Source organism: Bradyrhizobium sp. JYMT SZCCT0428, assembly GCF_018131075.1.
In the GTDB taxonomy this organism is placed as follows: Bacteria; Pseudomonadota; Alphaproteobacteria; order Rhizobiales; family Xanthobacteraceae; genus Bradyrhizobium.
Genome location: NZ_JAFCLS010000094.1, coordinates 1 through 14,919 on the forward strand (window position 1 = coordinate 1; position 14,919 = coordinate 14,919).

The 14,919-nt window shown below is 58.1% G+C and carries 8 protein-coding genes and 3 pseudogenes; 6 read left to right on the top strand and 5 right to left on the bottom strand.

The genetic code is table 11. The features are described 5' to 3' along the window. Window positions 1-452: 452 nt before the first annotated feature. Together JQ575_RS42035 and JQ575_RS42040 are read right to left on the bottom strand one after the other, a co-directional pair. Window positions 453-923 (bottom strand): annotated as a pseudogene (locus tag JQ575_RS42035) (metal-dependent phosphohydrolase); the annotation flags it as partial. Between the two features lie 60 nt (window positions 924-983). Then, window positions 984-1,424, bottom strand: coding sequence for a DUF983 domain-containing protein (locus JQ575_RS42040; RefSeq protein ID WP_212039023.1), 441 nt, complete (start codon window positions 1,422-1,424; stop codon window positions 984-986). 4 nt (window positions 1,425-1,428) lie between these two features. On the opposite strand from JQ575_RS42040, the gene JQ575_RS42045 reads away from it, so the two are divergent. Beyond that, window positions 1,429-2,880, top strand: coding sequence for a PLP-dependent aminotransferase family protein (locus tag JQ575_RS42045; protein WP_249167277.1), 1,452 nt, complete (start codon window positions 1,429-1,431; stop codon window positions 2,878-2,880). Between the two features lie 194 nt (window positions 2,881-3,074). Here JQ575_RS42045 and JQ575_RS42050 read toward each other — a convergent pair whose 3' ends face one another. After that, entirely contained in the window at window positions 3,075-4,046 is a 972-nt protein-coding gene (locus JQ575_RS42050; protein ID WP_212039024.1) for a helix-turn-helix domain-containing protein, read from the bottom strand. Between the two features lie 1,231 nt (window positions 4,047-5,277). On the opposite strand from JQ575_RS42050, the gene JQ575_RS42055 reads away from it, so the two are divergent. From JQ575_RS42055 to JQ575_RS42070, 4 genes and pseudogenes are all read left to right on the top strand, one after another. Further along, window positions 5,278-7,722, top strand: a complete 2,445-nt coding sequence (locus JQ575_RS42055) for a bifunctional diguanylate cyclase/phosphodiesterase (RefSeq protein WP_212039025.1) — start codon at window positions 5,278-5,280, stop codon at window positions 7,720-7,722. A gap of 1,085 nt (window positions 7,723-8,807) precedes the next feature. Continuing rightward, a pseudogene (locus JQ575_RS42060) lies at window positions 8,808-10,370 on the top strand (ATP-binding protein); the annotation flags it as partial. A 402-nt stretch (window positions 10,371-10,772) separates the two neighbouring features. After that, window positions 10,773-11,147: a response regulator gene (locus JQ575_RS42065; protein ID WP_212039027.1), complete on the top strand. Its 375-nt coding sequence runs from the start codon at window positions 10,773-10,775 to the stop codon at window positions 11,145-11,147. Between the two features lie 320 nt (window positions 11,148-11,467). Continuing rightward, window positions 11,468-12,619, top strand: coding sequence for a low temperature requirement protein A (locus JQ575_RS42070; RefSeq protein WP_212039028.1), 1,152 nt, complete (start codon window positions 11,468-11,470; stop codon window positions 12,617-12,619). A gap of 74 nt (window positions 12,620-12,693) precedes the next feature. Here JQ575_RS42070 and JQ575_RS45955 read toward each other — a convergent pair. Then, window positions 12,694-12,783, bottom strand: a pseudogene (locus JQ575_RS45955) (hypothetical protein); the annotation flags it as partial. A gap of 312 nt (window positions 12,784-13,095) precedes the next feature. On the opposite strand from JQ575_RS45955, the gene JQ575_RS42080 reads away from it, so the two are divergent. Further along, window positions 13,096-13,281 (top strand): hypothetical protein, encoded by a 186-nt coding sequence (locus JQ575_RS42080; RefSeq protein WP_212039029.1) that lies wholly within the window; start codon window positions 13,096-13,098, stop codon window positions 13,279-13,281. Window positions 13,282-13,467: 186 nt separating this feature from the next. Here JQ575_RS42080 and JQ575_RS42085 read toward each other — a convergent pair whose 3' ends face one another. Continuing rightward, window positions 13,468-14,838 (bottom strand): IS1182 family transposase, encoded by a 1,371-nt coding sequence (locus tag JQ575_RS42085; RefSeq protein ID WP_212039030.1) that lies wholly within the window; start codon window positions 14,836-14,838, stop codon window positions 13,468-13,470. Window positions 14,839-14,919 lie beyond the last annotated feature (81 nt).

Here is a 14,919-nt window from a genome sequence, read left to right on the forward strand (position 1 = left end):
CGCTCAAGTGAGAACTCGTAAAACAGCGGGGCCTGATCAACCTGCCGCGGACCCATCATCGATTCGATCTCCCGCCCCGATGGTACGGAATGAATCAGCGATCACGGTCGGCTTCAACAACGAGTTTTTCAACGCAATCGGCGCAAAGCGGTCGGTCGGAGGAATGTCTGCTGTTGGGGGTAGACGGACATGCCGCACCGGCGGATTGAGGTCTCAGGTTTGTCGCGGGGCGAGAGATGCACCTAGGTACGGCAAGAAATCGACTACATGCGCACCCGGATAGGGCGCCAGCGAAATGACATCCTAAGCCTCCATTGGGCGGGGATCTCAAACGCTTCGATTGAACTTCTCCTAGTCCGGATGCAGGCCAAGATAGACGCGCTCTTTGAGCGACGTGAAGCGCGTCATGGTCTTCTCCCTCAAGTACCGCTCCGAGTTCGCCGTCGTGTTTCTTAACGCTGCGGCCCAGACAGATTGACCTCGCGCTCGGCACGAAAGACATTGCTATGGAGATTAGCGATCCATTGCCGGCCGCTGGACGTCACATTGAGATAGCGGATCGCAAGCTGGATCTGCGGCGCGACATTGATCCAGTAAAACTGCGGGAATTTGTAAACGATGTCTGCGGGCGTCGCGTAGCCTAGCGTCTTGTTCAGTCCGATCTCCTCGAATTCGTAAAACAGCGCATTGGACTTGCGCATGTAGTTGGGGTGGCCCAGCTGGCCGATCAGATCGGCGGCGCGCAGCAGCAATCCTTCCTCCTCATTGAGGTCATCCAAGTCGGCTTTTGGTGTCGTTACGTAGGGGAAGCGAGTGTATTCGATTGTTCGAGCAATCCGGGCCGCGTCGACTCCCTCTACGGCATCGAACCGCTCGACAGCGAACAATTTCGAACGGTCGACATGGTAGGCATCGGCCATCCCTGGGAGATGGGCGCTCAAAGCCGATCATCGTTCGCTTCCAGCCGGGTCTTAGGTATTTTGTCACGCCACTTTTGAACGCGCTGCTGTTTGGAGACGAAGGGTCTCTTCCGCGAGGTGGCGCTGTTTTGATCCTTCGAAGCCGTGCATTCCTGTTTGCCATTGGAGACCGACGATCGCGCCCTTGGTCGGTTGGAGCAGAGCCAACGAGCTGAAGAGGGTGAGTGGCAACCAAATAGCGAACTGAAGCCACGCCGGTGGCGCGTAAGCCACTTCAACGGCGAGGATTGCCGGTACGACCGAGTGGCCGACAACGATAATCACGAGATAGGCCGGAAAGTCGTCGGCACGATGATGATGAAAACTCTCGCCGCACTGTTCGCAATGGTCGGCGACCTTCAGGAATCGCCCGAACAGCGAGCCCTTTCCGCAATTTGGGCATTTTCCCAAAAATCCGCGCCACATTGCCTTGCCTAGGGAGATCCGATCCTCGATAGGAGTCATTCAAATGTTCCTTGACCGTCAATTTGATTTCCATACAATAAGTACGAATGGACTGACAATCAAAACAATTGGGCTGGATTGCATGGAATGGATCCCTACAATAGCGGAGGGGTCGGGGTCGGTTTACCTGCGCATCGTTGATGCGCTTTCGGCCGATATCGCGAGCGGTCGTCTGGCTCGCGGCGAGCAGCTCCCCACCCATCGTGCCTTAGCGCGGGCGCTCGGCATTGATCTCACGACGGTGACACGTGCTTACGGCGAAGCGCGGAGGCGAGGCCTGATTGATGCCAGAGTGGGCCACGGCACGTTCGTGTCGGAGACGACTGCGAGGGTTGCCGCGAATATTCACTATCCGGTCAAGGTCGACCTCTCGATGAACGTTCCGCCGCATCCGGTCGAGGCGAATCTGGAGGGCCGCATCGCGCAGGGGCTCGCCCTCATTCAGAGTGAATCGAGTTTTACCGCACTCCTCAACTATCAGCGACCCGGTGGCAGTGACGAGGAACGTACGATCGCTGCCAACTGGTTGCGGCCGCGCGCGCCGGCGCTCGCCGAGCGTCTAATTATCTATCCCGGGACACAGGCGGCTCTCTTCAATACATTGTTGGCGCTGACTTCACCCGGAGATGTGGTGCTCACCGAAGCGCTCACATTTCCCGGAATAAAGGCGGCGGCAGCGAAACTGCGAGTGTGTCTTGTCGGCGTCGCAATGGACGGAGAGGGGCTTGATCCCGACGCGCTCAAGGCCGCCTGCAAACAACATAAGCCGAAAGCTGTCTATCTGATCCCAACGCTGCACAATCCAACAACGATCACGCTCGGCGCAGAGCGCCGCAAGGCGGTGGCCAACATCATCCGCCATACCGGAACAATCTTGATCGAGGACGACGCCTACGGATTGCTGGAACCGTCTGCCTCACCGATTGCAAATCTGATCCCCGAACTCAGCTATCTCGCCGTTAGCCTATCGAAAAGTATCGCGCCAGCACTCCGTGTTTCCTATCTTCTGGTGCCTGATGCCGCATCAGACCAAGTCATGAGGAACAATCTTCAGGCGACGATGCAGATGCCGCCGCCGCTCATGGTTGCGCTCGCCACGAATTGGCTTCGTTCCGGAACCGCCGACCAGATCATCACGGCAATTCGTATTGAGGCGACGGGCCGCCAGCAATTGGCGGCCCGAATCCTGAAGGGATTGCCGTTCGTCGGCAACCCGGGCGCACATCACCTTTGGCTGTCGTTGCACGGTGAATGGACTCGGTCTGATTTCATCTCACATCTTCTTCTTGATGGATTGGCTGTTGTGGGCAGCGAGGCTTTCGCCGTCGATGGGACGGCACCACACGCCGTTCGCGTCGCCCTCGGCGCCGCCCGGAACCGCGCTGAATTGTCCCAAGCGCTGTACGTCCTTGCCGCGGCACTTAAGTCCACCGCCAGGGCGGTCCAGATCGTTTAGAAATAAATAAAATCCGGCCGGGCTGCACCTAACTCGCGGGCTGCACCTGACCCAGCTTAGCGATCGCAAGCCGGATCGGATTAGAGCCTCCCGTAGCGGCGGTGCCGACTTCCGCGCGCTCTCCAGCCGTTAAGTGTCTAGCCCGTTGGGCCGTGGAATCTCGTCAGCGTCCTGTCCGGTAGATGTCCGGCCCATTATTCGCCTCCCCCTCGTGCCTGCTTCGCGAGCGCCTGACACTCGCTCGGCAAAATTCCATAAGCTTTCTTAAACCTACGTGCGAAATGGGTCATGTCGAAGAATCCCCAGTCGTAAGCAATTTCGCTGACCCTTCGATGTGATTGATTTGAATCCTCGAGCGCGGAGCGGCAGCGGGCAAGCCGCCGTGCCTGGATCAGACGCATGATGGATGTATCGTGATCAGCGAGGATACTGTTTGCATATCGAACGCTGACCCCTGCGGCATCGGCCGCCGTCTGGGCGTCAAGCGTCGGATCACTTAGCCTTGCTTCGATAGCCGACCGAATATTTAGTAAAACAAGCGCCTTGCCGGAGGAAACGCGCGGTTGGGGACCATCGATTGTCATCGCGAGCGATGCGGCTACCAAGTCTAGCGCGTGGTTTCCCACCATCTCTTCGCTTATCGGATTCATTTTTCCGACAAGCGAAGGCAACTTGGCCAAGAGCGACGACATAAGATCATCCTCCGCTCTGATTGGCTTTATTAATCGCGTCGTGAAGTTGCGAATCTTTCCGATTCGCGCTTCCAACTCGCGGCGCGGGACCTTGAGCACTAGAGTTTCGGAACATTCCGAGAATCTTCCATCGTAAGGCCGCAGGGGGTCCAGGAACGTGACATCTCCGGTTTCGAACACGATTTCTCGGGTATCCTGTTCAAGAGAAATCGAACCCGAGATCTGTCGGCATACCAACAGATGGTCGGACCTTGCATGGGTGATATGACGCATGGTGTGCGACACCCGCATTGAGGAGTTGCGGAAGTGTACGAGTTCGAAACTCCCAAACAATCCTGTGTCGATTTGCGCTTCGAAACTCAGCCGGTTCGCCGGCCGAGAATCGTGATCCACGATGTCTTTGCGGGCGACGCTGTGCCAGAAGTCGAACTTATCGCGCGGGTGCACTAGCTTCGTCGAGAACACAGTTTTCATGCAGGTTTTCCTTAACCATCAACCGGCCGATTACGTGTGCCAACTCGGCCGATCGACATCGCGGCCGTTCGCTATAGTTCACGTCCACATCCGAGATGGGCGCTGTTCTGACCGGCCCGGAAACCCGGGTGCAATTCGAACACCATGGAGATCGGATTGCGGTGATCAAGCGGCCGGCACATTGCCTTGCCGAGGGAGAGTCCGATCCTTGATGGGGGCATCCAAATGTTTCTTGACGGGATCCATACAATAAGCACGAGATGATGAACAATAAGAGCCGTGTCGTTGAATTGCATGGAATTGATCCATACAATAAGGGGTGGGGTCGGTTTACCTTCGCATTGTTGCCGATATCGCGACAGGTCGCCCGGCTCGCGGCGAGCAGCCGGCCACCCATCGTGCCTTTGCGCGGGCGCTCGACATTGATCTCATGCCGGTGACAAGTACTTACGGCGAAGCGCGCGGCCTGATTGATGCCAGAAGGGGCCACGGCACTTCCGTGTCAGAGACGACTGTGAGGGTTGCCGCGGACATTCACTACCAGGTCAAGACCGACCCCTTGTCGGCGCCGTAGTGGACGCGAGGGGCTTGATCCCGACGCGCTCAAAGCCGCCTGCACGGTATAGGCCGAAGGCTGTCAATCTGATTCCAACGCTGAACAATCCAACAACGATCATGCTCGGCCCGCAGCGCCGGAGGGAATTAGCCAACATCATCCCCCATACCGCAACAATGTACGACACCCGCATTGAAGATTTGTCGAAGTGTACGAGTTCGACACGCCCAAAAAATCCGGTGTCGATTTTCGCCTCGAAGCTCAACCGGTTCGCCGGTCGATAATCGTTATCCGCGATATCATTGCAGACGACGCTTTTGCCAGAAGTCGAATTTGTCGCGCGGGTTCACTAGCGTCGTCGTGAACACGATTTTCGTGCGGGTTTTTCTTAACCATGAACCGGCCGATTACGAGTGCCAAAGCAGCCGATCGACATCGCGGCAGTTCGCTATGATTCATGTCCACATCGGGGCGTTGCTCTGACCCGCTCGGAACCGGCTGCAGCTTAACCCCCTTGGAGATCGGGTCGCGGTGAGAGCGACCAGGTCAAGACGAATTGAGTCAGATGCGGGAACGCAACCACGCCTTGCTGCCGGACGCCCCGCGAATGAAGACAGCGAAGCTATGTCGAAGGATGATCACAAAGCGGACCAGTTACATTGGAGCGGGTCAGTAATGAGTTACAAGACGCCACATGACGTTCGGCATCGTGCGCCGATATTGATGATCGCTATTCTCGGGACTGCCCTGTCGATCGCGGGCTGGTACATCGTCTCAGGCTTGGAGGACCGTACCTCGGCTGCCGAGTTCAACCTCCGTGCCGGCAATATGGCGGCAGCCCTTCAGAATGGAATAGATGAGTATTTCACCAAGCTGTCCCCGCTCCGGGCGATATTTGAGTTCACTTCGGGTGCGGTCAGCGAGCAGGAGTTTATGGCGTTTTCCAATCGACTGTTGCGGGATCAGTCCGCAATCCTGAGCTTGTCCTGGATCCCACGCATTCGAAACGAACAACGTGCGGCCCACGAGCAGACAGCGCAACGCGAGGGAAGTGACGGCTATCGCATCCGAACTGTGACCGAGCATAACGCACTTGAGCCGTCGCCGGCCGCCGCAGAATATTTTCCCGTCTACTACTCGACGGAGAAGTCCCGTGTTGACGTGGTGAAAGGGTTGAATCTGGCCGACAGCGGCATCCGACAGCGGCCGCTCGAAAGCGCGCGAGACGGTGACGCACTGGCGGCCTCACAAGAATTCATGTTGCAATCGGGGACCGGCGACCGGATCGGTTTCTTCGTTGTCTTGCCGATTTACAAGCGCGGTCTGCCACACAAGTCGGTCGAAGAGCGACGTCAAAATCTCGTCGGTTTCGTGCAAGGTGTATTTCAGATCGACACTATGATTGCCGCGACCCTGCGTGGAATTCGAACCCCCGCTGATTATTACATCTTCGCATCCGAAGCCGATTCGAGTGCGCGGCTGATTTACACCAGTCTGCAGAAACCATCGGGTGAGCCGCTCGCCGCGAGCCACCCCCCCGAGTTCGATACGCCCCTTCATTGGTCCGGAAAGATCGACATTGCCGATCGTCAGTGGCGGATGGTTGCCGTGCCTAAGCAAACATCGATCCTGATACACTCCAGGGCCTGGATTCTCCTAGCGGCCGGCCTGTGCATGACCGGCCTAATTTTTGTCTTTATGTGGCGGTCGAATCTGCACACACGCAAACTTATTAAAGCCAATAAAATGATCAGCGAACTGGCGAGCACCGACCCACTCACCGGCCTTGCCAATCGTAGGACCTTCCACGACCGGTTGGCCCTGACGTTCGAGAATGCTAAGCGCGGCGGCGGGCCCTTTGCCGTGCTTTATATAGACCTCGACCACTTCAAGGACTTCAACGATCTGATGGGTCACCCGGCCGGGGACGCTCTGCTGGTGGAGGTTGGCGAACGGCTGCTCGCCGAAACAAGTGACGCCGACTGCGTTGCCCGCTTGGGCGGCGATGAATTCGCAATCTTGCAGTCGAATGCCGGCGAGGAAGGCGCCAGCGAGGCGTTGGCAGAGAGAATTGTCGCGACGCTCAACGAGCTCACTGTGCTCGAAGGATACGCCGCGCGCATCTCGGCCAGCGTCGGGGTTTCGCGCTATGCAGAGGGAATTGATGGACCGGACGTCCTGCTGATGCAGGCCGATCTCGCGCTTTACCGTGCGAAAGATGCCGGCCGCAATCGCGCCGGCTTTCACGATGAGACGTTCGGCCAGCTTGCCTGCGAGCGTGTACTTCTAGGACGAGAACTTGTGGCCGCGATCAAATGCGGCGGCCTTGCGTTGCAATACCAGCCTCAGGTCGACATCGAAACCCGCCGCATCGTCGGGCTCGAAGCCTTGGTGCGTTGGAACCATCCGCAGCGCGGCTCGATATCACCCGCGGTGTTCATCCCGGTTGCAGAGAAGACCGGGTCGATCGTCGACCTGGGGAAATGGGTATTCGATGAAGCTTGCCGGCAGACCCGAGTCTGGCAAGACGAGGGCATCGATGTGCCAACGGTCGCGGTCAACCTTTCCGCAATCCAGTGCAAGCGACCCGAACTTGAGCTGGACATCGTCGCGAGTCTGAAGCGCTGGAACATCGCCCCCGATCGGATAGAACTCGAATTAACCGAATCCGTTCTAATGGAGGCCACCGAACATCACCGCAACATCATCACGCGTCTGCGAGCGCTCGGACTAAGACTTGCAATCGATGATTTCGGCACCGGCTATTCGTCGCTCAACTATCTTACTAACTTTCCGGTCGATCGGATCAAGATTGCACAGGAGCTGATTTTCAAATGCACAACGGAAATCCGATGCGCTGCGGTGGTTCGCGCCGCCATTCGTCTTGCCGAAGAACTGGACACCGAAGTGCTTGCGGAAGGCGTCGAAAATTCGGAGCAGGCGCGGTTTCTGTCGTCAGCTGGCTGCAAATCCGCGCAGGGCTATTTCTTCAGCCGCCCGGTTGACGCTGCCCAAGCCGCAACTTTGCTGCGTGCAGGCTTCATTCGCCCGCTTGTGTTTCTCGCGGCACCCAAAGACGGCGGTAGCCGTCTGGCCCCCGGACGGCTGATGGTCGTTTGAACCAATGATGGTGAGCCACTGAGCGCCGTAGGCCCAGGTCAAACTGCGAGGATCCTGTTGACGTCGGAGTTATGTCGATAGACGGAACCTGTGTCGCGACGGTCAATCGATCGAAGTGTCCGAGACTGCGGCGCAGATAAGACTGACCGCTCCGGCCATGAACGACACTAAATATTTTCTTCTGCTAACTCGCCGTGGCGCTAAGCGTTGAATCGAGGAGGTCGAGAAGATCGGTTTCACGTGCTTGCCGTGCTCTTACCGTAGATCAGCCGATGAATTGGTCCATGGCAGCCGATTGAAAGCACAGACATCAGCTAGAAACAGGCGCAATTCGAAAATGCGTCGCACGTCCATTTAGTAGCTATTTTTGCCGACATCCGTAAAAGTACGGGGCTGAAAATGCAAGCAAAGTCGCATCACCGTCGAGAGACTCAACCGGCGGAAATGCCGCCAGCAGAGCCAAATGTTTCGCTCCCGCGAGCCATTGTCCTCCACACGAAGGATAGCACCAAGCAAACGTTGGGGTTTCCGTCCCTTAATCCAGCGGAGCTGAAGCGCGTAATGTTCTCCACCCCAATTTGCGCAAGATGCGTGTCGACCGATGGGTTGTGGTCGGAAAGCTGCCTGGTCTTAAGCGTGTGGGACACCGGCGCCCAGCTTCAGGTGAGTCTTCCGGGTGATCTCACCCAGTTCTATCTTTTATTCACGTCCTCTCAAAAGCCGGTCTCCAGGCAATGTAGACGAGTCAGCATATACGGCAACGTGATCGAAGTCGCGTATCTGCGGAAGCAACCGGCATTCTTGCTGAATTAAGGACTCGATTAATGAAACAGGAAATCAATGTCGATGAAATTTTTTCGGCATCGTGGGACGAGAGCCCAGTTTCCATCGTTCTGGATGTCGACACCGCCGGTAAATCTGGACACGAAAGTTGCTTACCCTTGATTACTCACCCCAAGCTCATTGGTGCGCTCCACCTCGAGAACACGTTGACACCGCACGTTTTCGCGCAGGCGCGAATCCCAGTGCTCAAACAGCTTGCCTCACAGGCGGCGATCGCGCCGGAGAACGCACGGCTATGTGCCGATCTGCAGCAGGAGAGCAGCGAGCGTAAGCGAGCGGAACAAGCCCTGCGGCAAAGCGAGCAACGCTTCCGCGACTACGTTGCGACTGCCTCCGACTGGCTTTGGGAGACCGGGCCAGACCACCTTTTCACCTATATATCGGAGCAGTTGAGTGCTTTCGGCATCGACCCTGGGGAGCTGATCGGGAAACGCCGTTTCGATGCAGCATCCGACCAGGAGACTGAGACGCAGAAATGGCGTGAGCACATGGCCGCGCTGGAGCTACATGAGCCGTTCCGGAATTTCGAGTATACTTGCCGCGATCGTGCCGGGCATCAGCGCTATCTCAGAGTTAACGGCCGGCCTGTCTTTGCCGCCGACGGTCGCTTTATGGGTTATCGCGGAACGGCCACCGACCTGACCCACCAGCACGAGGTCGAGGAACGGCTGCGCCAATGCCAGAAGATGGACGCTATCGGCCACCTCACAGGGGGGGTCGCTCACGATTTCAACAACGTTCTTACGGTCATCACCGGAACGATCGAGATTCTCAGCGAAGGCGTCGCGGATCGGCCGCAACTCGCTGCCATTGCCCAACTCATCGACGATGCCGCCACGCGCGGGGCCGAAATTACGTCCCAGCTCCTTGCCTTGGCGCGCCGTCAGCCGCTGGCGCCTCGCGAGATCGAGGTCAACGATCTGCTGACCGAAACGGCGCGGTTGCTCAAACCCACACTGGGGGAACACATCGAGCTGAAGCTGGCGCTGGCGGAGGATGGGTCGTTTGCGCTCGCCGATTCGTCGTTGCTTTCAGCGGCCGTGATCAATCTTGTAGTGAATGCGCGGGATGCCATGCCCGGCGGCGGTACGGTCACGCTCGAAACCGCCAACGTGACCGTCGATGAGGCGAAGGCATCCGCTTGCAGTGCGGTAAATCCCGGAGCTTTTGTGATGATCTCGGTCAGCGACACCGGGGAGGGTATCCCGGCCGATATCCGCGACCGGGTGTTCGAGCCGTTCTTCACGACCAAGGCAATAGGCCGCGGCACCGGCCTTGGACTGAGCATGGTCTACGGCTTCGCCAAACGGAGCGGAGGCATGGTCAAGATAGAAAGCGAGCAAGGCCGCGGCACTGCGATCAAGCTGTATCTGCCACGAGCGGAAGGGTCCGCGCCAGTAAAGGCGACGCCAGCGCGTGCCTATGCGCCTGCGCCTGCTCACGAGACAATCCTGATCGTCGAGGATGATCCGCTCGTCAGGGGTTATGTGATCGCCCAGCTTGGTAGCATGGGATTCCAGACGCTTTCTTGCGCCGACGGGCCGACGGCCCTCGCGCTGGTCGACCAGGGCACGACATTCGATCTCCTGTTCACCGACGTCATCATGCCGGGAGGGATGAATGGCCTGCAGTTGGCTGAAGCCGTTTTCAAGAGGCGCCCGGGCGTGCGTGTGCTTTACACCTCCGGCTACAGCGAGAGTGCGATCGCCCATGGAAGTCAGCTCGATTCCGATGTCGTGCTTCTCAGGAAGCCGTACCGAAAATCCGATCTGTCGCGGAAAATCCGCGAGGTGATGCACTCCTGATCGACGAACCTCTTGCTGCGAACGGCCGGACCTTACATTCGGGTCAAAAGTGCCGGTCTAGCAGGCTGTTGAAGAACTCAGCCGCGTTCGCAATAGAGGCTGAACCTCGCCATTGTGTCTGTAGAAGTGTCCCAACGAGCTTGCCCGCGGTGCCGATTATAATTATCCGCGACCGCAGACGGGGTCATTCTCGTCGTACCTTCCCATGAGAACTCCTCACGGGCGATGGGCGGCGGCTAAGCCCCGGGACAGCCCTTCTCGGCTGGTCAAAAGGACTTGCGACTGCACCCAGCATGGTCTCCAAGACGGTAGCTACGTCTTCCAAGAATGAGCAATATTATACAGCTATGCGTGGAACGAAGGGCCATATAGTTGCTTGGTCCGACGGCAGGTGCATCCATAATGACCATTTCTACAAGCAAACGGCACGTTGTCCTCGTCGTCGAGGACGAATTTCTGCTCCGAACGAACGCGGCGGAAATGATCGCGGACGCGGGGTTCGACGTTGTCGAGGCCGGCGATGCCGATGAGGCGATTGCCATCCTGGAAGCGCGACCGGATATTCATGTCGTCTTTACGGATATCCAGATGGCCGGATCGATGGATGGGTTAAAGCTCGCCCACTTTGTACGTGGCCGCTGGCCGCCGGTTAAGATCATCGCGACTTCTGGAAATCATGTGTTTAAAGAGGGCGATTTACCGGAGGGAGGCGTATTCCTGCCTAAGCCGTACAGCTTCGACAGCATCTCCGCGGTACTCCGCGAGATGGCTGGTTAAGACCGAACGCCGGCAGCACCGGCGACGGCATCCGGCCAGGCCAGAACGGCAGCCGGCGCTGCGCTGAGAGGCCAGCCCTCAGTTTCGGTATCCTCCGCCTCCACCAAGTCCTCCTCATCTAGCTTCATCTCGAGCCGAAGGCCGGTCCAGCCTGGCGCTGCGGTCGACCGCTTTTGGCGCAAAGCTGCCATTCGCGGGCATATCCGCTCGTGGTGGCAGAACAGACAAGCCACACCGGCGGGCTGAGGTCCTTTTGACCCCAAAGCGGACATCAACCGGCTACTGTAGCGCCGCAATCTCCCGCTCTACCCGAGCTTACAATGCACCAGACATTTCACTCATTGAGGTTTCGTCACGCGACGTGGCTCGAACTATTTTTTGATCTCGTTTTCGTCGCGGTAATCGGTGTGATGGCGCATCGATTGGCCCATACCGACCACGGGGAGATCCATAGCGAACAGCTTCTCTCCTTCTTTCTCGTTTTCGTTCCTGCTTGGTGGGTTTGGGCCGGACACACACTGTTCGCCAACCGGTACGACACCGATAGCGTTTGGCAGCGCCTCTCCACCATTGCGGTGATGGCTCTCGTCCTTGTCATGTCGCTATTCATAAAGGATGTGGGGGGGAACGGGTATCCGGGGTTCGTCCTCACCTATTTGGCGATGCAGGCCGTTCTGACACTAGCCTACTTCACTGCACCGCAGACAACGCCCGCCGGAGACGCGTTGGCGCGAGGGATGGGAATCGCCACTCTTGTCGGCATGGTGATCAGCTCGACCTCGCTGTTGATCGGGGGGCAATGGAAGTTCATGCTGCTCTATGCGGGGATCTTCGCCCAATTGCTTCTGATGGCCTACCTGAATGACAAGGCGCGGGCGTTCCCAGTCCATCGCGAACACCTGATTGAACGAATCGGACTTTTCGCGATCATAGTGCTCGGCGAAACCGTGATCCGTATCGTCGGATCGTTCACCGCGCGCGAGCAATACGACATTTTCGACGCGATCGCGGCGGCGGCAGGATTCCTGCTGATCGTTCAGGTCTGGTGGATTTATTTCGGCGCCCTCTATCTGCTTGAACGCGCGAAACGGATCCAGTCGGGCTTGCTCGTGTTGGTATCCAACCTGCTCTTGTATGTGGGCATCGTCTTCCTCGCCAATCTCACGGGCCACGCAATCAATGGGGATATTAATCCCCAGACGTTCTCAATGCTTGGCGTGACGGGGGCGGTGCTATTCTACCTCGGTAAGCAAATACCTTACTTCATGGCCTATCCGCCACTCCGCGTGCCGACTGTCGTGAACACGCTTGTCTGCCTTGGGATAACGGTGATCGCGACATTCCTACCCAGACCCGAGTACTCGCTGCTCATGATGTGCTTTGGGATGTTTGTGTACGTTCAGCTCAATCTCCGGTGGACGATTCCGCTACACAATGTCGACGCTTATACACTGGTGGAGGAAACGGATTGAAGCCGATGTTTAAGCCACCCTCGGCGATTGAAATTGGCGAACATTGCCACTCTCAACGCCTTCTCTCTCACGCCCCACTCGATCGTGCCGGGCGGCTTCGACGTGACGTCGTAGACCACGCGGTTGACGCCCTTCACCTCGTTGATGATGCGCGTCGGAAAGCGCTGTCGGGACGCCTCTCGCAGCCTACATGATCGTTCTCGACGCGGTAAGCCATAACGCTACCGCAACGCACGGTGGCTTGCCAGCAATTGGGCGCACTTTGTTGGGGGCCGGTCAGAAACGCAACTGGCTTTGCACTGTTCGAATTCAGTTTAGGGACGAGATGGCTCGAACTACTCAAGGAGCTCGCACCGGGCATCGAGCGAGCGGCGGTTGTTCGTGATGCCGCGATACCTCCGGGGTCGGCCAATGGGACGCGATCTCGTCCGCGGCGGCGTCCCTTGGGGTGCAGCTGAGCCCGGTCGACGTGCGCGATGCGGCAGAGAATCGAACGCGAGATCACGACATTCGCGCGTTTGGGCAATGGCGGTTTGATCATACAGGGCAGCCCCTTGTCGCTCGTTCATCGCGAACTGATCATCGCCCTTGCGGCCCGGCACAAGCTCGACATCGATGTGCTGGCTACTGTGCTGGCACGTGCTGACGAAGTGATCGAATAGCGGGCGGATTTGCTGCGGCGCTAAAGGTCGCGAATGCCGCTTGGCGAACATCGAGATAAACGCCGGTATGCCTGCTATTGGCAGATTTTGTTGCAAAAGTCGGCTGTTTGCGATGGATAGTTCGGCTACGTCGCCAGGGGCGGCCGGCTTTGATCCGCCGGCCCTGACGCTCTCGCAACTCGAACGCTACGCGACGCACAGAGCCTGAGCGGGTGGTGGACGAGCGGCCAGCGACGCGAGCCGCCGCAGGTTCTGGGCGATGGCAGCAAGAATAAACTCGTCCTGGGCGCCTCGTGGTCCACGCAGTCGAAGCCGACCGAGCTTCAGGATACGCTTCAAGTGTGCGAACCGCATCTCGATCTTCTTGCGCTCACGTCGTGACTTCTCAAAGCCTTCGGTACCAGCAAGCGACCGGGCAACGTCTCGGGCGTGTTCATGGATGTCGCGCGGGATCTTGCGCGATGGGTCTTTTGGACAGCACTGCGGTTTGAGTGGACATACATCGCAGTCGAGTTTGCTGGCGCGATATAGAAGCGTCTTGCCCTCGTGCACGGTGCCGCTCGTTCCGAGCTGCTTCCCGCCCGGGCAGTGGTAAACGTCGCTGGTTGGATCATATCGAAAGTCGCTGCGCGAGAAGGTGCCGTCATCTCGCTTCGACTTGTCGAACACGGGGATATGTGGCGCGATGCCTTTCTCCTCGACCAGCCAGTTCAGCATCGGAGCTGCCCCGTAAGCGGTATCTCCGACAAGCCGCTCAGGCTTGAGGCCGAAGCGTTCCTCTGTTCGCTCGATCATGGTCTTTGCCGCGCCGACCTCGGCCTGGCGAATGGAGCGGGAGGCCTCGACGTCAACGATGACGCCGAACTTCACGTCGATGAGATAATTGTCGGAGTAAGCGAAGAATGCCGGTCCCTTGTGCGCCCCGGTCCACTGGGCCGCGGGATCGGATGGCGAGACGAACTTTGGGACAACCTCGCTGGCGGCGCCCCACGCCGTATCGTCGAGGGTCGCCAGATACTCCTTCACAGCGCGGCTTGATCTCGCCGGATCACGATCCCTGCGCCAATCCTGACCTGCGATTGAACGCTGCTTGTTGGCATCGGCTTGGATCAGGCTTGCATCGACGGCGAAGCCTTCGCCGCCAACCAGACCGGCCGCAATGCACGCCTCGACGACCCGCTCGAACACCCGGCGAAAAATATCCCCCTCACGAAAACGCTCGTTCCGGGCACGCGAGAACGCCGAATGATCCGGGACAGCATCCTCGATACCGAGCTTGCAGAACCAGCGATAGGCCAGGTTCACCTGCACTTCACGACAGATCAATCGCTCCGAGCGGATCGCAAACACATACCCCACCACCAGCATCCGGATCATCAGTTCCGGGTCGATCGATGGACGACCCGTCGACGAATAATGAGGCGCAAGCTCGCTGCGAAGCCACGACAGATCGAGCGCAGTGTCGATCTTTCGCACCAGATGATCTTCGGGGACCGCATCGCCAAGACGAAACTCGTAGAACAGCTGACCTTGGTCACTCTTCAGACGGCCCATCATGGATCGACCTCACCGAGAATCGCGTCATCACAACGGAATCACGCTTCGCGGCCTGTCTCAACTGACTTTTGCAACAAAATC